Here is a 25,757-nt window from a genome sequence, read left to right as displayed (position 1 = left end):
TCGGTATTTTACTTAAAGCAATTGTCATCGAGTTAAATCTACTATGGCAAATTTGACATTAGGGGGAATAGGGATGAATTTTGAATTAACAAAAGAGCAAGTAATGATTCGAGACATGGTGCGTGATTTTGCTGAGAAAGAGATTAAACCGTATGCTCGTGAGGTTGATGAGACATCAACAATGAGAATAGAAAGCTTTGAGAAGATGGCGGAACTAGGTTTATTGGGTATCCCATTTCCTGAAGAATATGGTGGCTCAGGCGGTGATACGGTGTCCTACGCTTTAGCTGTAGAGGAAATTGGTCGTGCATGTGGGGGCACAGGGTTAAGCTATGCAGCTGCTGTTAGCTTAGGGGCTTCGCCAATTTACAACTTCGGCACAGAGGAACAAAAGCGAGAATGGCTTGTTCCATTAGCAAAGGGTGAGACATTAGGAGCATTCGGTTTAACGGAGCCTAATGCAGGTTCAGATGCTGGTGGCACACGCACCACGGCAGTTATTGATGGTGACGACTACATTATTAATGGAGAAAAATGCTGGATTACCAATGCAGGATACGCTCGACAAATTATCGTAACTGCGATAACTGGTAAACGTGAAGATGGCAAGAAAATCATTTCTTCTATTATAGTGCCAACAAATACACCAGGTGTAACGATTAACTGTAATTATGACAAAATGGGTGTACGTGGCTCCAATACATGTGAAATTGTGTTGCAAAATGTTCGTGTTCCACGAGCAAATCTTTTAGGAGATGAAAAACGGGGATTTAGCCAGTTTTTAAATACATTAGATGGTGGTCGTATTTCTATTGCAGCACTTTCTGTCGGGATTGCACAGGCAGCTTATGAAAAGGCGCTGAAGTTCGCTAAAGAACGTGAACAATTTGGTGCACCTATTTCAAAGCTACAGGCTATTCAATTCAAATTAGCTGATATGGCAATGGAAATTGAGCTTGCTCGTACGCTAGTACATAAGGCGGCATGGCTAAAAGATCAAAAGAAACCATTCGGCAAAGAAGCTGCGATGGCTAAACTATTTGCTTCTGAAATGGGCTTCCGTACATGTAATCAAGCGATCCAAATTCATGGTGGTTCTGGGTATATGAAAGAATACGATGTGGAACGTCATTTACGTGACATTAAGTTAATGGAAATCGGTGAAGGAACATCAGAAATTCAACGTCTCGTAATTTCTCGTCTAATTGGCTGTTAATCATCATCAATTATGCCTTTGTATAATTGTGTCCGGAATTGGCTTTGTGCTTGCACAAAGCACTCCTTTCCGATTCCGAGACACCGTTGAAAGAAGTTAAGTAGCATAAATAAGGGGGATCTTCATGGCAGAGCTTGTGTATCAAACAATTGGTCAATTGCTAGATGAACAATCTAAAAAGTATCCACAGAACGAAGCTTTAGTCTATGCTGATAGGGATTTACGCATGACGTATAAGCAGCTAAATCGTCAAGTTCGACTAGTCGCGAGAGGCTTAATGGCTCTAGGTATTGAAAAAGGAGACCATATTGCAGTATGGACGACGAATGTTCCTGAGTGGGTGCAACTTCAATTTGGTACAGGGAAGATGGGTGCACCAATCGTTACGGTAAATACCAATTATCGTGCAAGTGAGTTGGAGTATCTATTAAAACAATCTGATGCCAAAACGATTTTTTTAATTGAAAATTATCGAGACCATTCTTTTATCAATACACTTCAAGAGTTATGTCCAGAGCTTGAACATTGTGAACCAGGTAATTTGCAATCAGAGCGACTACCTTTATTAAAAAATGTTATTTTAATCGGTGAAACAAAATACCCTGGTGTACTGAATTGGTCAGATGTTTTGTCTGCTGCCGAGCGAGTAACCGAGGAACAATTAGAACAAAGAGAGCAATCTCTTCATTATGATGATGTGATTAATATTCAATATACGTCTGGTACAACAGGCTTTCCTAAAGGTGTGATGTTAACGCACTTTAACTTAGTTAACAATGCTGTCAACATAGCAGAGTGTATGCGTTTAACTGCAGAAGATCGTTTGTGTATCCCTGTTCCATTCTTCCATTGCTTTGGTTGTGTCATTGGGACATTAGCCATTACGACAAGGGGTGGAACGATGGTGCCAGTGCAGGAATTTTCACCTGAAGAGGTGCTAAAAACTGTACAACAAGAAAAATGCACAGGATTACATGGCGTGCCAACAATGTTCATTAGCGAACTTAATTTACCGAATTTTGCGTCTTTCGATCTTTCAACTTTACGTACAGGAGTCATGGCAGGCTCAAATTGTCCAATCGAGGTTATGAAATCGGTCATTGAGAAAATGGGCATGAAAGATATTACAATCTGCTATGGTCAAACGGAATCATCGCCAGTTATTACTCAAACAAGAACGGATGACCTGTTAGCGTTAAAAGTAGAAACGGTTGGTCGTGCTTTACCCAACTTAGAAGTAAAGATTGTTGTTCCTGGTACAACTGAGGAAGCCCCGACGAATGAACAAGGGGAGCTATGTACAAGAGGCTACCATGTAATGAAGGGCTATTATAAAAACCAAGAGGAAACAGACCTTGCTATTGATCAGGATGGCTGGCTACATACAGGCGATTTGGCAACGATGGATGAAGCGGGCTATGTCCGTGTAACAGGTCGATTGAAAGATATGATCATTCGCGGTGGTGAAAATTTATATCCTAGGGAAATTGAGGAGTTCCTTTATACACATCCGAAAATTTCAGATGTACAGGTTGCTGGTGTACCTGATCCTGTTTATGGGGAAGAAGCAGCAGCTTGGATCATTTTAAGAGAAGGCGAGCAGGCAACAGAGGAAGAAATTCGAGATTATTGTCGAGACAAAATTTCTAGACATAAAATTCCACGACATATTTTCTTTATCGATAACTATCCAATGACTGCATCTGGAAAAATTCAAAAATATAAATTACGTGAAGATTTTGTAATGACCGTAAAGTAAGGAGGAGCAGTGGATATGTTCAAAAAGGTATTAATTGCAAATCGTGGGGAGATTGCTAGACGTGTTATCAGAACATGTAAGCGCCTAAATATTCATACGGTTGCTATCTATTCGGAGGCGGATGCTGAAAGCTTACATGTGAAGGATGCAGACGAAGCTTACTGTGTAGGGAAGCCACCCGTTGCACAAAGCTATTTAAATATTGACCGTATTCTTGAAATCGCACAAGAAAGTGGTGCAGAGGCTGTTCATCCAGGCTATGGTCTATTATCAGAGAATGCTGGATTCGCAAAACGCTGTACTGATGCGGGTTTAATTTTTATTGGACCAAGTGCTGATGTGATTGCTTCAATGGGTAGTAAATTAGAGGCACGTAAAACAATGAAAGCTGCTGGTGTACCTATCGTAGAAGGTGTAGAGACACCTGTGAAAGATGTAGCAGAAGCTACTGAAATTGCAGAGCGTTTAGGCTATCCAATTATGTTAAAGGCATCAGCTGGTGGTGGTGGTATCGGTATGCAGCTTGTTGAAAATGTAGAGGAGCTTGAGAAAGCATTTGAGGGAAATCAAAAACGTGCTCAGTCATTTTTTGGGGATGGCACGATGTATATGGAGCGCTTTATAGCTAATCCACACCATGTCGAAGTACAAATTATCGCAGACAATCAAGGGAATGTCGTACCTTTATTTGAACGTGAATGCTCCATTCAACGAAGAAATCAAAAGGTAGTAGAAGAAGCACCATCGCCGTTCATTTCTCTAGAGACCAGAGAGCAGATGCTAGAAGCGTCAGTTAAGGCCGCGAAGCATATTGGCTATGTCAATGCTGGAACGATTGAGTACTTAGTAGATGAAAATCAAAACTTTTACTTCTTAGAGATGAATACAAGATTACAAGTAGAGCATCCAGTAACAGAGGAAATTACGAAGCTTGATTTGGTAGAAGAGCAATTAAAAATTGCAGCAAAACAATCACTAACATTTACTAGAGAAAGTATTACTAAAGAAGGGCATGCGATTGAAGTGCGTATATACGCTGAAAATCCTTCAACTTTTTTCCCATCTCCAGGTACCATCACTGCTCTTGAGTTACCGACAGGTGAAGGGATTCGACATGAATGCGGTGTAGAGGCAGGCTCAGTAGTAACGCCATTTTATGACCCAATGATTAGTAAATTGGTGGTATGGGGGGAAACAAGGGCGATTGCGTGTGAAAGACTAACCGAGGCACTAAAAGCGTATAAAGTGGAGGGTATTCAAACGAACATTCCGATGTTGTTGAAAACCGTAATGCATGAACAATTTTTAAAAGGCTATACAACTACGAAGTTTGTAGAGCAATATTACTTACCGCAATTAGCAGAATCAAAATAACAAGATAAGGGCATTCGTGCTTCATAGGAAGTGCGAATGCATGACTTAAAAATAGGAGTGAATGATAATGGCAACAGTAAAAGCAAGCATGGCAGGAACAGTATGGAAAATCGTCGTAACAGAAGGTGAGAAAGTGACAGCAGGTCAAGATGTAGCCATTTTAGAATCAATGAAAATGGAAATTCCAATTGCGGCAGAAGAGGATGGCGTGGTAACAAAAATCATTGCCAATGAAGGAGATTTCATTAACGTCGATGATGATATTTTAGAAATTGAATAAGAGGAGGCCTTTCTATGCAGCTACCTAAGCATGTCATAATTAAAGAAGTTGGTCCTCGAGATGGTTTGCAAAATGAAAAAACGCATATTACAACCGTAGATAAAGTACAATTAGTGAATTTATTGAGTCAAACGGGATTAAATTATATCGAAGTAACGTCGTTTGTTCATCCAAAATGGATACCTCAATTAGCGGATGCGGTAGAAGTTCTTCAAGAAATTAAACGGCACAAGGATATTACCTATGCAGCACTTGTACCAAATATGCGGGGCTTAGAACGTGCATTGCAGGCTGAAGTAGATGAAGTAAGTATATTTATGTCTGCTAGTGAAAGTCATAACCAAAATAATATTAATAAAACAATAGTCGATACATTTCCAATAGTAGAGGAAGTAGTAGTAGGGGCAAAGGCTGCAAAGAAAAAAGTCCGAGGTTATATATCAACAGTTATTGGCTGTCCGTACGAGGGGTATATACATCCCGACAAGGTACTACGTGTAACGGACAAATTATTGGAGATGGGTGTGACTGAAATATCTCTCGGTGACACAATTGGAGTTGGCGTACCAACTCAGGTTGAGTATCTGTTAGAGGAATTACTAAAACGATATGGTGCTGAAAACTTTGCCATGCATTTTCATGATACACGTGGGACAGCACTAGCCAATATTATGAAATCATTAGAAATGGGCATTACCAAGTTTGATAGTGCACTTGGTGGATTAGGGGGCTGTCCATATGCTAAGGGCGCTTCAGGTAATGTTGCAACGGAAGATTTATTATATTTATTCGATGAGATGGGCATTGAAACAGGAATAAATCGACAGAAAGTGCTAGAGGCGGCACTCTTTATTGAAGAAAAATTAGGCAAAGCTGTTGCATCGAAGCAAATGGCTATTGTCCGTAATGAAAGGAGTGCAAATCAACTATGACGCAACTCGTTCGTTTTGAATTACTAGAAGGAAGTATTGGACTTGTTACCCTTTCAAGACCTGAAGCCGCGAATGCCATGTCTGTCCAGTTACTTCGCGAGCTGTCTGACACGCTTGACCAAATTAATGGAGATCCTGCAGTGCGAGTGGTCTTACTAACAGGCGCAGGGGAAAAGGCATTTTGTGCAGGGGCAGATTTAAAAGAACGCAAGGGTATGTCTGATCGACAAGTGAAGCAAATCGTGCAACTGATTGGTGCAACTGTCGCAAAAGTTGAGACACTTGCCCAACCTGTTATTGCAGTGCTGAATGGTGTTGCCTTTGGCGGAGGACTAGAGTTGGCATTAGCTTGTGATTTACGTCTTGCAGCAACCCATACAAAACTTGGTCTAACTGAAACATCACTTGGTATTATTCCAGGTGCAGGCGGGACACAACGACTTCCACGTTTAATTGGCCTTGGTAAAGCAAAGGAATTAATTTATACAGCACGTAGATTAAATGCTGAAGAAGCCAAGGATTATGGCATCGTTGAGTATGTTTTTGAGGGACATGAGGTACTGGAGAAAGCGCAACAACTTGCGCAGGAAATGGCGAAAAATGCACCGCTATCTTTAGTGCAGGCCAAAGTTGCTATCAATCAGGGTGTTGAGGTAGATTTAGCTACCGGTTTAAAAATTGAATCACTTGCATATAGTGCACTGATCCCTACAGAAGACCGACTAGAGGGCTTATTGGCTTTCCAAGAGAAGCGAGCGCCACAATATTCAGGGAAATAAAGCGCCAAAAATGATTTAGGCGTAATTGATAGGGCAAAGGGAGGAATTAAACATGAGCAATATATCGACAGAAAATACGCCACCTACAATGAAGGACAAAATTTTAACTGGTGGATTACCAAAATACCATGACAAAAATGCACAACAAGGGAAGCTATTTGTACGTGAACGTCTTGAACTATTACTAGATGATGGTCTTCAATCAGAGGATGGTCTCTATGCAAACTGTTTGGCAGGAGATTTACCTGCTGATGGTGTTGTTACCGGTATTGGTAAAATTCATGGTCGCACGGTTTGTGTGCTAGCCAATGATTCAACCATTAAGGCAGGCTCTTGGGGAAAACGTACGGTTGAAAAAATGATTCGCATTCAAGAAACGGCTGAAAAACTTAATTGCCCTTTATTGTATTTAGTTGATTCAGCAGGCGCACGTATTACGGATCAGTTAGAAATGTTCCCAGGTCGCAGAGGCGCGGGTCGCATTTTCTATAATCAAGTAAAGCTATCTGGAAAAGTACCGCAGATTTGTCTACTATTCGGCCCTTCCGCAGCAGGTGGCGCTTACATCCCTGCATTTTGCGATATCGTTGTCATGGTAGAGGGGAATGCATCCATGTATTTAGGATCTCCTCGAATGGCTGAAATGGTTATTGGTGAAAAAGTAGATTTAGAAACAATGGGTGGCGCAAAAATGCACTGTTCTGTTTCTGGTTGTGGAGATGTGCTTGTAAAAACAGAACAGGAAGCCATTACGTATGCTCGTAAATATTTAGGCTATTTCCCTAGTAACTACGCAGAACGTAGTAAGGTAGAGGCTCCTAAACCACCTGCTTCGTTTGATAAATCGATAGACGAGTTAATCCCACAGAATCAAAACGTTCCTTTTGACATGTATAAGTTAATTGATCGTATTATCGATGAAGATTCGTTCTGTGAAGTAAAGAAATTATTTGCACCAGAATTAATTACAGGTCTTGCGCGAATTAACGGGCAATCAATAGGTATTATCGCTAACCAACCACGCGTCAAGGGAGGCGTTTTATTCCATGACTCTGCTGATAAAGCGGCGAAGTTCATTTCACTTTGTGATGCATTCAATATACCGCTGCTATTCCTAGCAGATGTTCCAGGCTTTATGATTGGTACACAGGTAGAGAAAGCAGGAATTATCCGTCATGGTGCGAAAATGATTTTTGCAATGAGTGAGGCGACTGTTCCTAAGTTAACGGTTATTGTTCGTAAAGCATATGGTGCAGGTTTATATGCTATGGCAGGTCCAGCCTTTGAACCAGACTGTTGTATCGCATTATCAAATGCGCAAATTGCAGTAATGGGGCCAGAAGCTGCAGTCAATGCCGTTTATGCCAATAAAATTGCCGAGCTTCCTAAAGAGGAGCAAGCAAACTTCATTGCCGAAAAACGCAAAGAGTACCAAGAGGAAATTGATGTGTATCGATTAGCTTCAGAGCTAATCATTGATGATGTGATTGAGCCGAATGAGTTGCGTAAGGTACTAGAAAATCGCTTAGATCTTTATATGTCAAAATACTTACTATTTTCACAACGTAAACATGGGGTAAACCCAGTATAAACATACTTATTGAAAGGCTGCCTCTGCTATTAGGAGGCAGTCTTTTTAGTTAATTCATTACGTCACGTCGTAATAGCTTCCGTATTTTTCCAAGCTGACATGAAGAAGTTAACCTATAAACCGTCATTTCCTGTCATGCAAGCCTTTCTTCAAAATCTGTAACATCCGCCAGAGGCTTTGGGGCACATGATAGTAGTCACACTGTCATTGTCAATGGACGAGGCATTTTTTTCTCTATTTTAGTGAGCGATTGAGCACCCATTGAAAAAACTCAACATAAGTATTCAACTCCCTCTTTAGAGGAGGAGAGTAAATGCTGAATCAAGATAATTTTTTTTCAGCTACTTGCATGGCCTAGAATAGCATATTAAAATATGAGGAGGAATAAAGGGAAGTGGGTGTAAAGCTTGTCAAAAAACAACATAACGGATGTTCAGAGTAATGCCAAGCTCCCATTACCATACCGAGACGTCATTGATATGCATTATTTAACAATAAAGGTAATAGGTTGGATTTTATTTAGTGTCTATTCATTTATGGCTTTTTATAAATTGGTCATTGATCGCTTGGTATATGTAGTAGTTGTGTTATTTAAAGGTGATTATTCTATAGGTGACTTAGGATTGTTTGATTATAGTAGTTGGCGACTTACCACTAATTTTGTTCCCTTTGAAACGATTCTCCGCTATATAAACTACTCTCAATATTTTAATTGGGATATCATTATTATAAATTTACTTGGTAACTTATTAATTTTTACTCCAATGGGCTTTTTACTGCCATTACTATCAAAGAAATTTCGAAAAGCTTGGGTCATTATATGTTTAGGCTTTTTCTCTAGTCTTGTTGTAGAAACGATTCAATTTATTTTTACAGTTGGCTCTGCGGATATTGATGATTTAATTTTAAATACGATTGGTGCATGGCTTGGTTACTTAGCTTATAAGGGCATATTGATTAGACCAAAAAAATGAGAAAGACAGTCCAGTTTTAGGGGCTGTTTTTTTATTTTGATAAACACTTTTTAATGAGTGGAAATAGTAATAATTTTTATTAGAAATGACATGAGAGTGTTAAATGAATATGAAAACATTCATTATACAAAGGTCTTTATGCCTGTTATATAAAGTGATTAGTGTCACTTTAGGTGGTTAGTAGTAGTTTATGCTTGAATTTAATAGTGAAAATTCCGATAATAAGTGTACAGAAACTGTTCAGATAGTATAGATATAGTGTAAGAAGCTTTGTTCATATTTATTAATTTATTGGCATATGAAGATAGAAGGGTGAGGTGAAAACTATGAAAATATCAAATTTAATGGAACAAGAGCGAATTCTATCGCAATATAATCGTAAAAAGATATTGCAGCGCAAAGAGGCGGGGGATGCATATCGAAAAAATGCTATGTATTTTCAACCAAAGAAAAATCCGTTATTGCTTGAGCTTGAAAATCTACTGTTAGGGCGTACCGATCAAGATTTATATGAGCAACAACAAGAAGAATCAAACGAAGTAACGCCTGAACAGCAAGCAATTATGGAAGATTTGCAGCAAACAGAAAAGAATGTACGTGCCCATGAGCAAGCCTTTAAAGCAGGAGGAACTAGTGACAACATTGTTTCTTCTGCTGTATCCAATCCAGAGCTACATGACACATTACAAGTATTGGAGCGGGTACGAAATGCAGCGTTAGCATCGACAGAGCCTTCTCCTCAAGATTTACGTGTGGCCCATAGCGTTAATGCTCAAATGCAGCATATGTTAAACAATTCAAATTCTGAAAATGACATAATAGAAGAATATGAACCTTACTTTGTTCGTGACATCATTGAAGTGAAGGTTCCTGAACGTTTCTCGAAGGAATTGAAATCGGACCCATTTGCAGATACAATTTTCGGTAAGAACTATGAGACTGCATTCAAATTGAGAACATTCAAACAGGCATCTGAAAAATATGCGGCTCATGTTCAAATGACCAAAAATGGCTATCGTCCAGACAAGGATTCAGTGTTCTCTTTGATAGCCTGATGCTATAGATAGGAGAAGGTTGACATGGCAAAGCCAAAGCATGCTAAAACAAATGCTATTAGATTATTAGAGCAACAAAAAATTGATTTTGATGTGATTGAGTATGAAACTGGAGACGGTCAAGTCGATGGTGTATCTGTTGCAGAAAAAATTGGCCAGCCTGTTGCTCGTGTTTTTAAAACATTAGTAGCAAAGGCAAGTGCACAAAAGTTATTTGTATTTGTCATTCCAGTGGCTGAGGAGCTGGATTTAAAAGCTGCAGCAAAGGTAGTTGGGGAAAAGAAGATCGAAATGCTAGCAGTAAAAGATTTACTTGGTTATACAGGGTATGTTCGTGGTGGGTGTTCACCAGTTGGGATGAAGAAGTTATATCCAACGGTAATCGATGTATCAGCTCAAGAACAAGAATGTATTATCGTGAGCGCAGGGAAAATTGGCATGCAAATCCACGTTCAATTAGAAGATTTAAAGAATGTAATAAAGGCACAGCTTGCCCCAATTAAAACTACCCATGTGTGAGAATGGGTAGTTTTTTATGTGATTGCAAATGATGCGATGAACAATCTAGCTCAAGCACTATATCTCGATTTTTGTAGAAAATATGATACAGTTAGAGCAATATCATACATAGAGAGAGGGATAGAAAATGCGTAAAATAATGGGATGGCGTTGGACATTCTTTATTGGTGGCCTAATTGTAATGTCACTTGGCATTACGATGTCCATAAAGGGGAAAATTGTTGGAACAAGCCCATGGGATGTACTGCACGTTGGTTTATTTCAAAATTTTGGTTTAAGTATTGGTACATGGTCTATTCTAACAGGGCTTTTTATAGTCACTTCAACATCCATTGTGTTACGTGAATGGCCAAAGATAGGCACTTGGCTAAATATGCTACTAATCGGCTCATTCATAGATGTCTTTAACTGGGTGTTACCGTCAACTGATGTATATGGCTTACAGATTACATATTTTATCACTGGTTTATTTGTTTTGAGTTTTGGCTGTGGGATGTATATTGCACCAAATATGGGAGCAGGTCCACGAGATACCTTAATGATGATACTTGTCGAAAAGTTTGGTGGATCTATTAAAACAGCAAGAATGGGAATTGAAGTTCTTGTAACCATTGTTGGATGGTTGTTAGGAGGGCCAGTTGGAGTGGGGACAGTATTAATCGCCTTAACTTCTGGCTATATTGTGCAATATTCATTACCTTATTGTCGTAAAGTATTAATGAAATGTATTGGCAATATAGAAGGAATGAAGCCATTCTATTAAACTACGAAGCTACTTTTATCTGTAAAAGGGTAAGAGTAGCTTTTCATCTTTTTTAGCATTCTTTCATATAATGCAGGGCAGATGCTAAAGGGGGAACGACATTTGAACGGAAATGTAACGTATTATTTTGGACACGCATTGACTGGGCAAGGTGTGAAACATTTATATAAAGAGATAATGGAAGAAGCGGAGCTCGTTTATTTTTTACAGGGTGCAGCGACATTTAAAGGATCAGAGCTGTTAAAAGAGCTAGGTTATTTTTATGTGAAGCAAGGCTTTGCTGTTGAATGGTTTAAGCATGCTTTATTAGAGGAAGTTGTTGAAGCCGTTTATGTAAAGGGTTGCAACAGACTGTTTGTATGGGCATCCGACTGGAATATCGAGCCAACTTTGCTTGGCACTAAACATCGTGTATTGTCCTTTTATGATTGTTTAGAGGAAGTTCAGCTTGAAAAGATTGGGGAACAGCTTGCTGAGGTGATGCAGGAGCGTACATCTTGGCGTGAAAAATGTATTGCCAAGTTAGATCAGGCAATCAAGCTTCATGATGATTGGGAAGTAATTACACAAAGCTGTATGAACTGGCAGGCATTGAATGAGCAAGTGGAAAGTTTAAAGACAGAAGTGTTTCAATCCATTGTTTTAAATAAAACAGGTATGCGTACACACCGTTTACTTGGCACACTAACGCCTAGAGGTGCGGAAAATACAGTTGAAAGTATTACCAAGAGTATAACGACTAGATTCATGATTAAAGGTAAACCGGGTACTGGGAAATCTTCATTAATGAAGGGCCTAGCGGATGAGGCCAATGCGAGAGGACTTGATGCCCAAATTGTCTGGTGTGGCTTAGATGCAGGATCAGTGGATATGGTTATAATTCCAGAGCTAAATTTCTGTATTTTTGATAGCACAGAGCCACATGTCTTTGATCCACAGGATGGTAGATTAGGCGATAAGATATTTGATATTGGGCAACATTGTGCGCTTTCAGAAGAGGCTGAATCTGCAATCGAGGCAGTTCGAGCTCAATATAAAGAAGCTATGCAGGATGCGATGGCTTATTCAAAGCGTTATGCAGAAGCTGAATATACAGTTCGCCGTCTATTGGACCATTGCCTATCAGCGTCATTATGGCGCGAAAAAACAGCGCCACTATTTGAAAGATTAACAAAGTAATGTAGCTAATGGCCCGCATGTGCTAAACTAGGAGCTAGAAACAGTTTTCCTAGGAAAGGATGATACGCTTGTCAAAAGTATTGAATGCATTTTTAGATGAAAACCTACAAGCCCTACATGAACAAGGCTTATACAATGAAATTGATCCAGTAGAGGGAGCAAACGGCCCAATTATTCAAGTTCGCGGCAAAAATCTTGTTAACTTATCCTCTAACAATTATCTTGGCTTAGCAACAAATGAAGAATTAAAGCGTATTGCCAAAGAGACAATTGATAAATATGGTGTTGGAGCAGGTGCTGTTCGTACAATTAACGGGACACTTGATTTGCACGTAAAATTAGAAGAAAAGCTTGCTGAATTCAAAGGTACAGAAGCGGCTATTTCTTATCAATCGGGCTTTAATTGTAATATGGCAGCCATTTCTGCTGTCATGGATAAAAATGATGCAATTTTATCAGATCAATTGAACCATGCTTCTATTATTGATGGTTGTCGTTTATCAAAAGCGAAAATCATTGCGTTCAACCACTCAGATATGGATGATTTACGTGCTAAGGCGAAAGCGGCAAAAGAATCAGGATTATACAATAAAATCATGGTCATTACAGATGGCGTATTCTCTATGGATGGTGATATTGCTAAATTACCTGAGATTGTAGAAATTGCTAAAGAGTTTGATTTAATTACGTACGTGGATGATGCACATGGTTCAGGTGTAACAGGTAAAGGAAAAGGAACTGTGAAGCATTTTGGATTAGAAAAAGAAATTGATTTCCAAATTGGTACACTGTCAAAAGCAATTGGTGTTGTGGGTGGCTATGTAGCTGGTAAGAAAAATTTAATTGATTGGCTGAAAGTTCGATCACGTCCATTCTTATTCTCTACAGCTTTACCACCAGGTGATGTAGCAGCCATTACAGCGGCGGTACAAATGCTGATTGATTCAACAGAGCTACACGATAAGCTTTGGGATAATGGCAACTATTTAAAAGCTGGACTTGAAAAGCTGGGCTTTAATATCGGTGAGTCTGAGACGCCGATTACACCTTGTATTATTGGAGATGAAAAGCTGACACAGGAATTTTCAAAACGTTTATTTGAAGAAGGCGTTTATGCAAAATCGATTGTCTTCCCAACGGTTCCAAAAGGTACAGGGCGTGTACGTAATATGCCAACAGCGGCTCATACAAAAGAAATGTTGGATGATGCGATTGCGATATACGGAAAAGTTGGTCGTGAATTAGGCGTTATTCAATAAGAAAAAAGCTTCCTCGTTGATGGGGAAGCTTTTTTGCGTGATAGAAGGATAAAAGCGGTGGATAGACACTCGAAACGAATCCAAAAGTAGTCGATAGCTTTATTTCGAGCCAATAATATTCGCTGCTCTTAACTGTTGGATGTCTTCATCAGCAATATTCAAAGCTTGTAATATTTCTTCATTGTGTTGCCCTAAAGTAGGAGCTGCACTAGTTAGCTGTCCTGGTGTTTGTGAAAACTTTGCTGGAAAGCCCAGTGTTCGCATTGGCCCAGCAGTCGGGTGCTCATAGGACAAGACCATACCGCGATCTAATATATGAGGATCATTCAATGTTTGTTCATAGGAGTAGATAGGGCTAGATGGTACACCGTGTTCATCTAAACGTGCAAGCCAGTAAGTAGCAGGATGCTTGATTAATTCTCTTTCAATCTCTTCCTCCAGTACTTTCACATGTTGGGCACGAGCATAGTTAGTAGCAAAAAGGGGATTGTCTAACCAATCAGGTCGGTTGACAACCTTTGTTGCGAAAATCTCCCACAGCTTTTGATTGCCAGCACCTATTAAAATATAGTCATCCTGCGTTTTGAAACCTTGATAGGGAGCGGACACACGATGAGCAGTCCCTGTTCGCTCCGGTAGCTCACCTTGTCCAAAGTAAGCCGCCGCCTCCCATACAGTCCAGGCCAGACCTGACTCCACTAAGGAAACATCAATATATTGCCCCTCGCCACTACGAAGCTTATAAATATAAGCCATTAAAATCGATTGTAATGCTGTTTGAGCAGCGGCAATATCATTCACGGCAAAGCCAACTTTTACAGGACGACCATCCGCTTCACCCGTCATATGCATTAGGCCACTCAGACCTTGTGCCATAATATCATAGCCACCCTTTTGACTATATGGGCCTGTTTGGCCATAACCTGAAATGGAGCAATAAATAAGACCAGGATTGATAGCTTTTAATGTATCATAATCAATACCAAGTTTTTTCGTGACACCTGGTCGATAGTTTTCCACAAGGACATCAACGGATTGTATAAGCTCTTTAAATAAAGCTAATCCTTCAGGCGTTTTTAAATTAATACAAACACCCTTTTTATTGCGATTAACCATCATATACATATGGCTTTCTTCATTAACAAAAGGACCCATTGTACGGGTATCATCGCCATTTGGATACTTCTCAATTTTGATGACCTCTGCACCCATATCTGCTAAGACCATGGTGCAATAAGGACCAGCTAATACTTGCGATAAATCAACAACCTTTAATCCTTGTAATGCTTGTTTCATTTAACCTCAGTCCCATCATGTTTGACTAATGTAATGTTGCGTAATCCTTTGACAGAGGTGGCACCTGCTAATGCAATGGAAACCTTTAATTCATCGTATAGATTGGTCATCACTTTCTCGACACCTTGTTGTCCTTCAAGGGCTAGCCCATAGACGAAAGGACGGCCAATTGCAACGGCATCAGCTCCTAAAGCAAGTGCTTTTAAAGCATCCATACCACGATATACACCACTATCTAAAATAATGGGAATTTGTCCGTTAACAGCTTTCACAATAGCAGGAAGGGCATCAAGTGAACCAATTACCCCATCTAATTGACGGCCACCATGATTTGATACAATAATGCCGTCAATCCCATTGTCAATAGCTAGCTTTGCATCTTCCGGATGTAAAATTCCCTTCAATAATAGAGGGAGATTTGTGCGTCGCTTTAATTCTCGAACATGTTCCCAATTAAGTGTTGGATGGAAGACATTTTGCAAGACACCTTGTACATAGGATTCAAATGAATCATCAGGTAAAGAGGCTGTGAAGATAGGATCATTCATATAGTTTCCTCTAGCATAGCCTAGCTTCAGCGGCGAAAATTGGTTGCGCACATCTTCTTCACGCCAGCCGAGCATCACTGTATCGACAGTTAAAACGATGGCTTCAAATCCAGCTGCCTCCGCTCGAGCCGCCATGCTAAAAGCAATTTCTTCATTAGTAGACCAATATAATTGAAACCATTTTGTTGAAGAAGGAGCAGCTTGAGCAACGTCTTCAAGTGCATAAGTGGAAACAGTGCTTTGAATATATGGGATATTTAAATGCTGGGCAGCACGAGCAACAGCAAGCTCACCTTCATCGTGAACCATTCCGTTCATGCCAACAGGAGCAAAGAGCAATGGAGTAGGGTATGTTTTACCAAACAAATGAATCGATGTATCAACGCTCGAAACATCATTTAAAAAGCGGGGAACAATGGAATACTTTTCAAAAGCTGCATGATTGTTGCGCAATGTTTGTTCACCACCAGCACCTGAACGGATGTAGCCGAAAGGTCCAGCTTCTATTTTTTCTGCCACAGCCTTTTCTAAATCCGCAAAGCAAATGGGAAAGGGGGCTTGTGCAGTTATATTTTTTAAGAGTAGGTCACCATCAGTTGTGTTTGTCATCGTTACTACCTCACTTATTTATTGAAAATAGGCTTTCTTTTATTTAAGAAGGCTTGAATACCTTCGTTATAATCATCTGAACTAAATGAATCAAGAATTATTTGTGCTAGCTCATCGCTTTCTTCATTGTCACCATCTACAATCGCTTGAATAATTTTCTTGATGCCCGAATTTGCAACAGACGATTTATTTAATAGATGTTCAGCAAATTGTAGCGTGGCACTTTCAATATCTTCTGGCTCATGTAAGGCAGTGATCAAACCAATGTTTTTTCCTTCTTCCGCTGTAAAGATGTTTGCTGTGTATAAAATTTCTTTTGCCTTGGCGACACCAACAATATTGATTAGACGTTTAGTGCTTTCGAGATTATAAACTATACCAATGTTTGCAGCCGTGATGCCTAGCTTACTCTTGGGGGTTGCCATTCTAAAATCACAAGCGTTAGCTAACTCTAAACCACCGCCAATCGCTAAGCCTTGAATCATAGCAATCGTAGGGTGTGGAAATTTATAGAGGGCATCAATAGCTTTTAACGCCAAATCATTATAGGCTTTGGCGTTGCTAGCTGCATACCGAATATCTAAAAACTCACTAATGTCCGCACCAGATGAAAAGGCCAATTCATTGACCCCGCGGACAATTAAAAGCTTGATAGATGAATCTGTACGTAACTGCTCGAGTTGGTCTACTATGGCTTGAAACATCGCCCTTGATAAAGAATTTCTTTTATCAGGGCGATTTAATACTAACGTTGCGATATAGCCATTTTTCACTACATAAATTTCATTCGTCATCGTCATTCTCCTCTTAGTCTTTCTTCAATTTTGCAGCGAAGCGGTTGCCGATGGATTGAATACTTTGAACAAGGATGATTAAGATAAATACTGTTGCATACATCACATCGACCTCATAGCGAAGGTGACCATATCGGTAGGCAAGGTCACCTAAGCCGCCAGCACCAACCATTCCAGCCATCGCCGTTGCACCAATTAATCCAATTGTGGCAATGGTTAAGCCTAAAATAATAGATGGTCGGGCTTCACGTAATAGCACATGCCAAATAATATGGCGACGTTTAATACCCATTGCTGTGTATGCTTCCACAACACCCGAATCAACTTCTAATAGCGCAGATTCCATCAGTCGTGCAATATAAGGCGCTGTATACACAACAAGCGGAACGATTACACCTTTAACACCAATCGTCGTACCAACAATAAGCTTTGTGAAAGGTAAAATGAAAAATAATAAGATGATGAATGGAACAGAACGTATAATATTGATTACTAGGTTAAAAAATTGATAGAGAAATTTATTTTCAAAGGATTGTCCTGGTCGCGTTAAAACGATTAACAGCCCTAATGGAATACCAATTAGAATAGAAAACAATAAGGAAATTCCGACCATTTGAAATGTTTCGATAATTGATTTTCCAATAACATCTGACCATTCTGTAAAGAAGCTCTGAATGCTACTCATTGAACTCGCCTCCTAATTCTTCCACAGCAACACCATTTTCCGTAAAATACGTAAGCGCTTTTTGAACAAAATGGGACTCTCCATGCAAATGCACCACAATATTACCAACGATACCGTTTTTTAATTCAATAATATTTGCCGTTAAAATATTTGGTTGTACATCATACACTTTCGTAACTTCTGCTAGTAATGGCTTACCTGTACTTTCACCAAGGAAGGTTAAACGAATCACACTGCCTGAAACATTTAACTGCTCGATAAGGGAAGGGGATAAATTACGTTGTGAAATGGTATTTAAAAATTTTCTCGTTGTAGGATGTTGAGGTTTCGCAAAAAGTTCAATAGCCGTACCAAACTCAACAACTTTCCCTGATTCTAGAACTGAAACCTCATCACATATTTTTTGAATCACATTCATTTCGTGTGTGATCAGCAGAATCGTAATGCCTAATTCGCGGTTAATTTTCAACAACAATTCAAGAATGGCTTCCGTTGTCTCAGGGTCTAGTGCACTTGTTGCTTCGTCACTAAGTAAAATCTCAGGTTCCTGTGCTAAAGCACGTGCAATAGCGACACGTTGCTTTTGACCACCCGAAAGTTGATTAGGGTAGCTATCTAGCTTCTCTGTTAAACCTACAATTTCAGCGTATTTAGCCACACGATTTTTTACTTCTGCATCGTTATAGCCAAGTAGCTTTAATGGAACAGCAATATTGTTGTAAACTGTTGCGGTCTTTAATAGATTAAAATGTTGGAAAATCATTCCGATCTTTTGGCGAGTTTGCCGTAATTCATTAAGAGAAAGGGCAGTAATGTCGACATTGTCTATCAACACTTTCCCGGCCGTGGGGCGCTCTAGTAAATTGACACAACGAATAAGTGTACTTTTACCAGCACCACTATAGCCGATAACACCGTGAATTTGTCCTTTTTTTACATGAAGATTGATTCCGTCCACAGCATTAATGATGCCTTTTTTCGTCTTATATTCTTTTGAGATATTTTGTAGTTGAATCATACGTTTGTTTGCTCCTTTCCCAAGCTCCTAAAAAGTAAGAATCTGCTCGTCATCCATAGAGGAATTTCGGCAGATTCTTCAGCTACTAGAAGCTTCCTGACTGTATTACCAGCTAGCAATCACTGAACCTTTGAATTCTTCTTCAATGAATTGTCGTACTTCATCAGATTGATAAGCCTCAACGAATTTTTTGATGGTTGGGTCGTTTTCATTTTCTGCACGAACGACAATGTAGTTCACATATGGTGAGTCGGTAGATTCTAAAAGAATCGAGTCTTCTTTAGGATTAATGCCAGCTTCTAAGGCAAAGTTAGTATTAATTGCTGCTACATCTACTTCACTAAGCTGCTTCGGAATTTGAGCTGCCTCTAATTCAATGAATTTTAAATTCTTTTTGTTTTCTTCTACATCACGGATAGAGGCTGTTAAGTCTGCGCCATCTTTTAATGTAATATAGCCTGCTTCCTGTAAAACAAAGAGGGCACGCGCACCATTTGTTGGATCATTTGGTAAACCAAACGTTGCACCATCCGGAATGTCATCAAAGGATTTATATTTTTCAGAGTAAATACCCATTGGATTTAAAATCGTTTTGCCCACTGGTACTAAATCTGTATCATGATCTTTATTAAATGTATCGAGGAAAGGCTCATGCTGATAGCTGTTCGCATCAAGATCACCTTCAGCTAAGGATGTATTTGGTAAAACATAATCAGAAAATGATTTTAGTTCTACCTCTAGGCCATTTTCCTTTGCGACTTTAGCGGCAACTTCTGCAATCTGCTCATGTGGACCAGAAGTGACACCAATGACGATTTTGTTTTCATCAATTGCCTCGCTTTTACCCTTGCTATCCTCTTTAGAGCCACAGCCCGCTAGTGCTGTTGCTAATGTAAGACTTGCTAAACCTACTAAAAATTTATTTCTCTTTTTCATGAAAACTACCTCCAAGATTGTTTTTATCGGTTTTTTGAAAATAAAAAAAACTCTCTTACAAACTAAGAGAGGCTCATGAAAAAATGTCCTCTCTTATCTATCAAACGAAGTCCGTTTGCAGGATTTAGCACCTTCCTTTTAAAAGGAGGTTGCCGAGCTTCATAGGGCCAGTCCCTCAGCTACTCTTGATAAGAGATTCATATTATATTTTTGTATTTCCGATAGAACTAATATAATTTATAGGGTATAGTAAGTCAATAAATATTTTTTAAATTTTTTATATTGTTATAATATTTTGTCTCAAAGGAGGGATAAGAATGTCAGTAAGAGTTAATTATGGAATAGGTTCATTTGGTAAGGTGATTAGTGCCCGTCTTCTAATGGGGACCGACATCATGGAAGGTATTGAGGCGCTTTGTGAAGAGAATAACATGGACTCAGCGACAATTGTTAGCTGTATCGGTAGCTTTCAAAAAAGTAGCTTTGTTTATTTAGTACCCGATGAAACATCACAGATTAAAGTCCGTTTTAGTGAAGCGATCGAAAAAGAAGGACCACTCGAATTTATTCAAGGATCTGGCTTAGTGTGTAAACGTGATGGAGGCTATGAAACACATTTCCATGGCTCTATGAGCGATCAGTGGGGAGCAGTGTCAGGTGGGCATTTTATTAAAGGCGGGAATATCGTTATTACAGCGGATGTAGTGCTAGCAGAGATTCAAGGCATTCAGCATATCCGTAAAATGGATGATGAAACAGGTCATGTTCAATTTTATCCATTAGAATATGGTTTAGATCAGCCAAGAAAGATAGAAAAATAATAAGTCCTGTAGCTAATAAATGCTACAGGACAATGCAGTGCTAAAGGTTAAATAATTTTAATTGTTCAATTCTGTGGATGGCTTCACGTAAGCGTTCCTCGCTAACAAGCAAGCCAATACGCACATAACCTTCACCATATTGACCGAAGCCATTGCCTGCTGCTACAGCGATATCAGCCTTTTCGAGTAATAAGTCGGCAAACTGTTCGCTTGTATAGCCTACTGGTACAGGAAGCCATGCAAAGAAGGAGCCTTTTGGAGCTGTCACATGCCAGCCAATTCTTTGAGCTTCTTCAATTAGTACATTTCTACGACGCTCATAGGTAGCGCGCAGTTCTTCTGTACATTCTTGGGAAGATGTAAGTGCCAGTGCTGCTGCCTGTTGAATAGCAGGGAATTGACTACAAAACAGATGATCCTGAATAAGATTGATAGCAGCAATTATTTCGGCATTACCAACAGCGAAGCCTATTCGCCAGCCGGCCATATTATAGGTTTTGGATAATGTGTACATTTCAATACCAACTTCTTTTGCACCCTGAGCTTGTAAGAAACTAATTGGTTTAATACCGTCAAATCCTATTGCCCCATAAGCAAAATCATGTGATACGATAATATTGTGCTCCTTCGCAAAGCGGACGGTCTCTTCAAAAAATTTAAGTGTTGCTGTACCGCCTGTAGGATTGTTAGGGTAATTTAGGTAAAGTAACTTTGCCTTTTCCTTTACTTCTTCAGGTAATGCATGATAATCAGGTAAGAAATCATTTTCAGCGAAAAGTGGCATGACTTCAAAATTGACATCACCTAATACGACACCTGATAGATAGTCAGGATAGCCTGGGTCTGGTAAGAGCATTGTATCCCCAGGGTTTAATACAGCTAAAGGTAGCTCAACAAGACCGATTTTTGTACCACCGAGAATGGCTACCTCCGTGTCGGGATTTATATCCACATCATACTCACGATGATAAAAGTCTGCAGCTGCTTGGCGTAATTCAGCGATACCACGAAACGGCGAATATTTGTGGTGTTGTGGATTTTCAGCAGCCTCCTGCAATGCTTGAATGATGTGAGGAGGTGTTGGTTGATCAGGATTTCCTTGCCCAAGATTAATGACATCACGCCCTTCTTCTAAGGCAGTATTTACTTTTTGTACGAGTGCTGCAAAAAATTGAGTGGGTAGTTGCTGTAGTTTTTTAGAGAATTCCATGTATGATCACCTTTTTCAGAATTTAATAATAATTATTGGAGAATATGAAGCAAATAGTATTACGTTTTCTATTAATTGTCTAGAGGAGGAATGAATATGAAAATCGGTTGTATTCAATTAAATGTTGGCTTTGGCAAGGTAGAAGAAAATTTTTCACGTGCTGAAGACAAGATACGAGAAGCTGCAAAAAAAGGCGCAGAAATCATTGTGCTGCCAGAAATGTGGAACACGGGCTATGCGTTAGAGAAATTGGCTGAGCTAGCGGATGTCAATGGAGAGCGTACAAAAGCATTTTTGGCTGAATTAGCAAAAGAGCTTAGTGTACATATTGTAGGGGGTTCTGTGTCAACAAAGAAGGGCGACAAATTTTATAACACGATGTATACATTTGATCACAATGGCGAGTTAGTAGGTGAATATAGCAAGGCACATCTTTTCCGTTTAATGGACGAGCATCTCTATTTAGAGGCAGGGGATGAAATGAATCGTTTTGCCCTTGGTGAAATTGAAGCAGCTGGAGTCATTTGCTATGATATTCGTTTCCCTGAATGGTTGCGAGCACATGCATTACAAGGAGCAAAGGTATTGTTTGTACCAGCGCAATGGCCAACACCGCGGATCGATCATTGGAAAACATTGCTACAGGCTCGTGCGATTGAGAACCAATGTTTTGTTATAGCTGTTAATCGCATTTCAAAGAAGGTAGAAAACTTTAATGGACAATCAATGATTATTCAACCATGGGGAGAAGTACTTTGGGTCGGTGCTGAGGATGAAGAAGTGGCAGTAATCGATGTAGACTTTTCGATTGTGGATGAAGTACGCGGAAGAATTCCTGTTTACGACGATCGTAGACCAGGATTGTATCAAGATGTCGTTGTGAAAGGGTAATTGGGCGGCACACTTAAAGGGGAAAGAACCCTTTAAGCGTGCCTACACTTTTTTCTAGCTCTTATCCTCAATTAAGGAGTTTGCGAGTAGCATAAATTCAAGTGTAATACGGTTATGCCCTTTCATGAAATTTTCACCTAGTAAACTTTCAAGCTTTTTTAAGCGGTGATAGAGTGTTTGACGAACAATAAACAATTGATTCGCTGTTTGCTGCTTGGAGCCATTTGTTTGTAAATAAACCTGTAACGTTTCAAGAAGCTTGCTGTTATATTTATTATCGTACTCAATAACTGGCTGTAAATAGTCGTAAATAACTTCCTGTAAATTCACTTGCATTTGTAATTTATAGATTAAATGATATAAATGCAGATCATCATAAAAGAAGGAGGATGTTTGCACTTTACGGCAAATATATAAGGTTTCTAAGGCTGTTTGATAGCTTTTGGGAATTTCCTCTACATCTGCGACGACTTTACCAATGGCAATTTGAACACCTTGTGTCTGCTGTTTTTTATAAAACTCGGTTTTGACCAGTGTGGAAAATATGGTATTTAATGTATCACGAATTGCTTTACATTCTTTTGTGTGGAGTAAAATAAAAATAACATAGCTTTTTCTTTCAAATAAAAATGGGGTAAAGCCATGTTGTTCAAATAGATTACGATAGTAGAGTTTACTATAGACAATATCCTCCTGCTTCAATGAATTGGGAGAGGTTAAAATAAAGACAGCTCCGCTAGTTTGTTTATAGTTTGAGTAATGTGTCACGATAAATTTATAAATTTCCTCCCTCGATAGCTTTTGATCAATCCAATCCGCTAAAATGGAAGCATCCTCAATAGTCTTTTTCTCCTCAATATAGAACTCTCGCATTAATAGCTGCGCTAACGCCGTTGCTGTACGATCTAATATTAATAACTCAAACTCCGAAAATAGCCCATCCTCCCGATAGAGCGTTAATTCTGCATAATGTTGATCAAAGATAAAAATAGGCTCATGTTTAAAATGTGGCTCAGATTTGTTTACTGTTAATAATTGCTGACGATTTTTTTGTGCCATTTTTGGAAAAAAGATAGGCTCTCGTCCTTTAATGGAAAACATGATTTGTGTTTTTAATTCGCTATACATATTTTCTAAAATATCTTCTGTGTTTTGTCCTAATACGGCATTTTTGTTTAATGTTTGTGAGTAAGATTCCAGTGAAGAAATCATTAAATATTGCTGATTGATAATTTGGCTATGTAAATCCTGTGTAATACGAACAAAAGGTACCGCCTCATGAAAAACAATAATGGGGAACTGATGATAATTAGCAAGTGCTAATATGGCTTCAGGAACTGTTTGAATATAGGGACCATACTCAATACATAGGGCAGCACAATTTTTTTGAATAATTGCTTCAACAAAAGCGGTAAAATGCTCAATGCTTTGTTGAAGGCTTATTCCGGTTGTCAACACTAACTCTTCACCTACTAAAAAATTATCAACATGTACGATTTCAAGAACATGTACCCATTTGACAATCCTTGATAACCCCTCATGACCTGCGACAACCTCGGCATTTTGAAAATACTTATTTTCCAAAACTTGTAGTACTTTCAGTTGAAATGGACTCAATTTAACCCCTCCTTTTGATTCACAGACTTGCGTTTATAAATATGAAATTTCTGTTTAATGTTTACTATTAGCTTGAAAATTTGAAGTTAAATTATTTTAAGAATATTTAGTCTATTTTACATTATGTATAAAACAAATGTATAGAGTTTTACAGTTTGTCTATTACTTCAACGTTATGAAACATGTAAGATTTTTGTAAGCGATCAAGCAATCTACAAAAAAGAGGTGACAGGTATGGAGCAACAAACGCATTTACAAAGAGGGTTAAAGAAGCGGCATATGACGATGATTGCTATTGCCGGAGTAATCGGTGCTGGATTATTTATGGGGAGTGGCTCGGTCATTAATTTAGCTGGTCCAGGAGCAATCTTATCGTATATTTTTGCTGGAATTATCGTTGTTTTAGTTATGCGTATGCTAGGTGAGATGGCGGCTGTCAATCCAACCAGTGGGTCGTTTGCGCACTATGCACATGAAGCAATTGGTCCGTGGGCAGGCTTTATGATTGGCTGGCTGTACTGGTTTTTCTGGGTCATAGCAATTGCATTAGAAGCCACAGCAGCGGCAGCTATAATTCAATATTGGTATGATGGGATTCCTTTGTGGCTGTTAAGCCTATTATTGACTGTAGCACTTACTTTAACAAATGTTCTTTCTGTCAAAGCCTTTGGTGAATTTGAGTATTGGTTTTCTCTTATTAAGGTTGCGAGTATAGTAGTTTTCCTTGGACTTGGTGCATTTATTATTTTTGGTATCGCACCAAATTTTAATGCTGTAGGGTTGACCAATTTAGTTGGGCAAGGTGGTTTTTTACCAAATGGGTTTGGAGCTGTCCTAATGGGTGTCGTCATTGTTATTTTCTCTTTTATGGGGACAGAGATTGTTGCGATTGCTGCTGGTGAATCGGATGAACCTTTAGCTGCTGTAACGAAAGCTACCAATTCCATTACTTGGCGTATTTTAATTTTCTATGTGGGCTCAATAGCAGTCGTTGTGACATTATTACCTTGGCATTCCTCAGATATTTTAACAAGTCCTTATGTAGCGGTACTCGATTATATTGGTATTCCCGCTGCCGCACAAATTATGAATTTCGTTGTTTTAACAGCGGTATTATCCTGCTTAAATTCCGCACTTTATGCAACATCACGAATGGTATTTTCTTTAGCGGAGAAAGGGGAAGCACCGAAAGCATTTTTGAAATTAAATAAAAATGGTGCACCTGTAAATGCCATTTTAGCAGCAACATTTTTCTCTTATATTGCTGTCATTATGAATTATGTTTCTCCAGATAAAGTTTTTATGTTTTTACTGAGTTCCTGTAGTGCAATTACATTAATCCTTTACTTAATCATTGCCGTCTCACAATTAAAAATGCGACGGAAGATTGAAAAAGAAAATCCAGAAGTATTAAAGGTGAAGATGTGGTTATTCCCTTATTTAACGTATTTCACAATACTAGCAACCACAGCATTATTAATTGCGATGTTCTTTATTGAGTCTATGCGCTCGCAAATTTTATTTACATGTGTTGTCGTTGCCGTTGTGATGATTTTTTATATGCTTACGCAAAAGAAAAAGACAATCAAACAAGCCGATGAATCCAGTTCTATTTTCAGCAAAGAAGAGTTTGATTTTGAACAATAATACGG

At 39.0% G+C, this 25,757-nt stretch carries 24 protein-coding genes and 1 riboswitch; of the genes, 16 read left to right on the top strand and 8 right to left on the bottom strand.

What is annotated here, in order from left to right; all coding sequences use genetic code 11:
* Positions 1-73: 73 nt before the first annotated feature.
* The 13 genes from GJU32_RS13445 to GJU32_RS13385 all read left to right on the top strand — a co-directional run bounded on the left by GJU32_RS13445 (position 74) and on the right by GJU32_RS13385 (position 13,680).
* A complete protein-coding gene (locus tag GJU32_RS13445; RefSeq protein ID WP_155592471.1) occupies positions 74-1,216 on the top strand; it encodes an acyl-CoA dehydrogenase family protein in 1,143 nt (380 codons plus the stop codon).
* Positions 1,217-1,340: 124 nt separating this feature from the next.
* Complete coding sequence (locus GJU32_RS13440; protein ID WP_155592470.1) at positions 1,341-2,975, top strand: AMP-binding protein; 1,635 nt, start codon at positions 1,341-1,343, stop codon at positions 2,973-2,975.
* A gap of 15 nt (positions 2,976-2,990) precedes the next feature.
* Positions 2,991-4,349, top strand: a complete 1,359-nt coding sequence (locus GJU32_RS13435) for an acetyl-CoA carboxylase biotin carboxylase subunit (RefSeq protein WP_155592469.1) — start codon at positions 2,991-2,993, stop codon at positions 4,347-4,349.
* 67 nt (positions 4,350-4,416) lie between these two features.
* Positions 4,417-4,629 carry an acetyl-CoA carboxylase biotin carboxyl carrier protein subunit gene (locus tag GJU32_RS13430; protein ID WP_004225532.1) on the top strand — a complete coding sequence of 71 codons (213 nt, stop codon included), beginning with the start codon at positions 4,417-4,419 and terminating at the stop codon, positions 4,627-4,629.
* A 14-nt stretch (positions 4,630-4,643) separates the two neighbouring features.
* Positions 4,644-5,561: a hydroxymethylglutaryl-CoA lyase gene (locus GJU32_RS13425; protein WP_155592468.1), complete on the top strand. Its 918-nt coding sequence runs from the start codon at positions 4,644-4,646 to the stop codon at positions 5,559-5,561.
* Positions 5,558-6,340 carry an enoyl-CoA hydratase gene (locus GJU32_RS13420; protein WP_155592467.1) on the top strand — a complete coding sequence of 261 codons (783 nt, stop codon included), beginning with the start codon at positions 5,558-5,560 and terminating at the stop codon, positions 6,338-6,340. The genes GJU32_RS13425 and GJU32_RS13420 overlap by 4 nt, the downstream gene beginning before the upstream one ends.
* 52 nt (positions 6,341-6,392) lie before the next feature.
* Positions 6,393-7,931 (top strand): acyl-CoA carboxylase subunit beta, encoded by a 1,539-nt coding sequence (locus GJU32_RS13415; protein ID WP_155592466.1) that lies wholly within the window; start codon positions 6,393-6,395, stop codon positions 7,929-7,931.
* A gap of 407 nt (positions 7,932-8,338) precedes the next feature.
* Positions 8,339-8,905, top strand: coding sequence for a VanZ family protein (locus GJU32_RS13410; protein WP_230875045.1), 567 nt, complete (start codon positions 8,339-8,341; stop codon positions 8,903-8,905).
* A 326-nt stretch (positions 8,906-9,231) separates the two neighbouring features.
* Positions 9,232-9,960 (top strand): hypothetical protein, encoded by a 729-nt coding sequence (locus GJU32_RS13405; protein WP_155592465.1) that lies wholly within the window; start codon positions 9,232-9,234, stop codon positions 9,958-9,960.
* 24 nt (positions 9,961-9,984) lie between these two features.
* Positions 9,985-10,479: a Cys-tRNA(Pro) deacylase gene (gene ybaK / locus GJU32_RS13400; protein ID WP_155592464.1), complete on the top strand. Its 495-nt coding sequence runs from the start codon at positions 9,985-9,987 to the stop codon at positions 10,477-10,479.
* A gap of 127 nt (positions 10,480-10,606) precedes the next feature.
* On the top strand, positions 10,607-11,242 hold the full coding sequence (locus GJU32_RS13395) for a YczE/YyaS/YitT family protein (protein WP_155592463.1): 636 nt from the start codon (positions 10,607-10,609) through the stop codon (positions 11,240-11,242).
* Between the two features lie 102 nt (positions 11,243-11,344).
* Entirely contained in the window at positions 11,345-12,421 is a 1,077-nt protein-coding gene (locus GJU32_RS13390) for a nucleotide kinase (protein WP_155592462.1), read from the top strand.
* 59 nt (positions 12,422-12,480) lie between these two features.
* Positions 12,481-13,680 (top strand): glycine C-acetyltransferase, encoded by a 1,200-nt coding sequence (locus GJU32_RS13385; protein WP_196426698.1) that lies wholly within the window; start codon positions 12,481-12,483, stop codon positions 13,678-13,680.
* 99 nt (positions 13,681-13,779) lie between these two features.
* On the opposite strand, the gene GJU32_RS13380 is transcribed toward GJU32_RS13385, so the two are convergent.
* The 6 genes from GJU32_RS13380 to GJU32_RS13355 all read right to left on the bottom strand — a co-directional run bounded on the left by GJU32_RS13380 (position 13,780) and on the right by GJU32_RS13355 (position 19,566).
* On the bottom strand, positions 13,780-14,976 hold the full coding sequence (locus tag GJU32_RS13380) for a CaiB/BaiF CoA transferase family protein (RefSeq protein WP_155592460.1): 1,197 nt from the start codon (positions 14,974-14,976) through the stop codon (positions 13,780-13,782).
* Positions 14,973-16,133 carry an alpha-hydroxy acid oxidase gene (locus GJU32_RS13375; RefSeq protein ID WP_155592459.1) on the bottom strand — a complete coding sequence of 387 codons (1,161 nt, stop codon included), beginning with the start codon at positions 16,131-16,133 and terminating at the stop codon, positions 14,973-14,975. The genes GJU32_RS13380 and GJU32_RS13375 overlap by 4 nt, the downstream gene beginning before the upstream one ends.
* 14 nt (positions 16,134-16,147) lie before the next feature.
* Positions 16,148-16,927, bottom strand: a complete 780-nt coding sequence (locus GJU32_RS13370) for an enoyl-CoA hydratase/isomerase family protein (protein ID WP_155592458.1) — start codon at positions 16,925-16,927, stop codon at positions 16,148-16,150.
* Positions 16,928-16,940: 13 nt separating this feature from the next.
* Positions 16,941-17,612, bottom strand: a complete 672-nt coding sequence (locus tag GJU32_RS13365; protein ID WP_155592457.1) for a methionine ABC transporter permease — start codon at positions 17,610-17,612, stop codon at positions 16,941-16,943.
* Complete coding sequence (locus GJU32_RS13360; protein ID WP_155592456.1) at positions 17,605-18,630, bottom strand: methionine ABC transporter ATP-binding protein; 1,026 nt, start codon at positions 18,628-18,630, stop codon at positions 17,605-17,607. The genes GJU32_RS13365 and GJU32_RS13360 overlap by 8 nt, the downstream gene beginning before the upstream one ends.
* Positions 18,631-18,735: 105 nt before the next feature.
* Positions 18,736-19,566, bottom strand: coding sequence for a MetQ/NlpA family ABC transporter substrate-binding protein (locus GJU32_RS13355; RefSeq protein ID WP_155592455.1), 831 nt, complete (start codon positions 19,564-19,566; stop codon positions 18,736-18,738).
* A 90-nt stretch (positions 19,567-19,656) separates the two neighbouring features.
* Positions 19,657-19,761: riboswitch (SAM riboswitch) on the bottom strand.
* Between the two features lie 122 nt (positions 19,762-19,883).
* On the opposite strand from GJU32_RS13355, the gene GJU32_RS13350 reads away from it, so the two are divergent.
* Entirely contained in the window at positions 19,884-20,387 is a 504-nt protein-coding gene (locus GJU32_RS13350) for a PPC domain-containing DNA-binding protein (protein ID WP_155592454.1), read from the top strand.
* 40 nt (positions 20,388-20,427) lie between these two features.
* Here the strand turns inward: GJU32_RS13350 and GJU32_RS13345 are convergent, their stop codons facing one another.
* Positions 20,428-21,597: a pyridoxal phosphate-dependent aminotransferase gene (locus GJU32_RS13345; RefSeq protein WP_155592453.1), complete on the bottom strand. Its 1,170-nt coding sequence runs from the start codon at positions 21,595-21,597 to the stop codon at positions 20,428-20,430.
* Between the two features lie 96 nt (positions 21,598-21,693).
* Between GJU32_RS13345 and GJU32_RS13340 the strand changes: the two genes are divergently transcribed.
* Positions 21,694-22,488, top strand: a complete 795-nt coding sequence (locus tag GJU32_RS13340) for a carbon-nitrogen family hydrolase (RefSeq protein ID WP_155592452.1) — start codon at positions 21,694-21,696, stop codon at positions 22,486-22,488.
* Between the two features lie 54 nt (positions 22,489-22,542).
* On the opposite strand, the gene GJU32_RS13335 is transcribed toward GJU32_RS13340, so the two are convergent.
* On the bottom strand, positions 22,543-24,105 hold the full coding sequence (locus GJU32_RS13335; RefSeq protein ID WP_155592451.1) for a PucR family transcriptional regulator: 1,563 nt from the start codon (positions 24,103-24,105) through the stop codon (positions 22,543-22,545).
* A gap of 234 nt (positions 24,106-24,339) precedes the next feature.
* Between GJU32_RS13335 and GJU32_RS13330 the strand changes: the two genes are divergently transcribed.
* Positions 24,340-25,752 (top strand): amino acid permease, encoded by a 1,413-nt coding sequence (locus GJU32_RS13330; RefSeq protein WP_155592450.1) that lies wholly within the window; start codon positions 24,340-24,342, stop codon positions 25,750-25,752.
* Positions 25,753-25,757: the final 5 nt, after the last annotated feature.

This window comes from Lysinibacillus cavernae, assembly GCF_009724685.1.
Lineage (GTDB): Bacteria > Bacillota > Bacilli > Bacillales_A > Planococcaceae > Lysinibacillus > Lysinibacillus cavernae.
The sequence above is the reverse complement of the archived record's forward strand: the minus strand, read 5'-3'. Positions and strand labels throughout refer to the sequence as shown.

Excerpts from the sequence above, each read along its gene's own strand:
- GJU32_RS13445 (WP_155592471.1), top strand. The coding sequence starts at position 74 with ATGAATTTTGAATTAACAAAAGAGCAAGTAATGATTCGAGACATGGTG.
- GJU32_RS13440 (WP_155592470.1), top strand. The coding sequence starts at position 1,341 with ATGGCAGAGCTTGTGTATCAAACAATTGGTCAATTGCTAGATGAACAA.
- GJU32_RS13435 (WP_155592469.1), top strand. The coding sequence starts at position 2,991 with ATGTTCAAAAAGGTATTAATTGCAAATCGTGGGGAGATTGCTAGACGT.
- GJU32_RS13430 (WP_004225532.1), top strand. The coding sequence starts at position 4,417 with ATGGCAACAGTAAAAGCAAGCATGGCAGGAACAGTATGGAAAATCGTC.
- GJU32_RS13425 (WP_155592468.1), top strand. The coding sequence starts at position 4,644 with ATGCAGCTACCTAAGCATGTCATAATTAAAGAAGTTGGTCCTCGAGAT.
- GJU32_RS13420 (WP_155592467.1), top strand. The coding sequence starts at position 5,558 with ATGACGCAACTCGTTCGTTTTGAATTACTAGAAGGAAGTATTGGACTT.
- GJU32_RS13415 (WP_155592466.1), top strand. The coding sequence starts at position 6,393 with ATGAGCAATATATCGACAGAAAATACGCCACCTACAATGAAGGACAAA.
- GJU32_RS13405 (WP_155592465.1), top strand. The coding sequence starts at position 9,232 with ATGAAAATATCAAATTTAATGGAACAAGAGCGAATTCTATCGCAATAT.
- ybaK (WP_155592464.1), top strand. The coding sequence starts at position 9,985 with ATGGCAAAGCCAAAGCATGCTAAAACAAATGCTATTAGATTATTAGAG.
- GJU32_RS13395 (WP_155592463.1), top strand. The coding sequence starts at position 10,607 with ATGCGTAAAATAATGGGATGGCGTTGGACATTCTTTATTGGTGGCCTA.
- GJU32_RS13385 (WP_196426698.1), top strand. The coding sequence starts at position 12,481 with ATGATACGCTTGTCAAAAGTATTGAATGCATTTTTAGATGAAAACCTA.
- GJU32_RS13380 (WP_155592460.1), bottom strand. The coding sequence starts at position 14,976 with ATGAAACAAGCATTACAAGGATTAAAGGTTGTTGATTTATCGCAAGTA.
- GJU32_RS13375 (WP_155592459.1), bottom strand. The coding sequence starts at position 16,133 with ATGACAAACACAACTGATGGTGACCTACTCTTAAAAAATATAACTGCA.
- GJU32_RS13370 (WP_155592458.1), bottom strand. The coding sequence starts at position 16,927 with ATGACGAATGAAATTTATGTAGTGAAAAATGGCTATATCGCAACGTTA.
- GJU32_RS13365 (WP_155592457.1), bottom strand. The coding sequence starts at position 17,612 with ATGAGTAGCATTCAGAGCTTCTTTACAGAATGGTCAGATGTTATTGGA.
- GJU32_RS13360 (WP_155592456.1), bottom strand. The coding sequence starts at position 18,630 with ATGATTCAACTACAAAATATCTCAAAAGAATATAAGACGAAAAAAGGC.
- GJU32_RS13355 (WP_155592455.1), bottom strand. The coding sequence starts at position 19,566 with ATGAAAAAGAGAAATAAATTTTTAGTAGGTTTAGCAAGTCTTACATTA.
- GJU32_RS13350 (WP_155592454.1), top strand. The coding sequence starts at position 19,884 with ATGTCAGTAAGAGTTAATTATGGAATAGGTTCATTTGGTAAGGTGATT.
- GJU32_RS13345 (WP_155592453.1), bottom strand. The coding sequence starts at position 21,597 with ATGGAATTCTCTAAAAAACTACAGCAACTACCCACTCAATTTTTTGCA.
- GJU32_RS13340 (WP_155592452.1), top strand. The coding sequence starts at position 21,694 with ATGAAAATCGGTTGTATTCAATTAAATGTTGGCTTTGGCAAGGTAGAA.
- GJU32_RS13330 (WP_155592450.1), top strand. The coding sequence starts at position 24,340 with ATGGAGCAACAAACGCATTTACAAAGAGGGTTAAAGAAGCGGCATATG.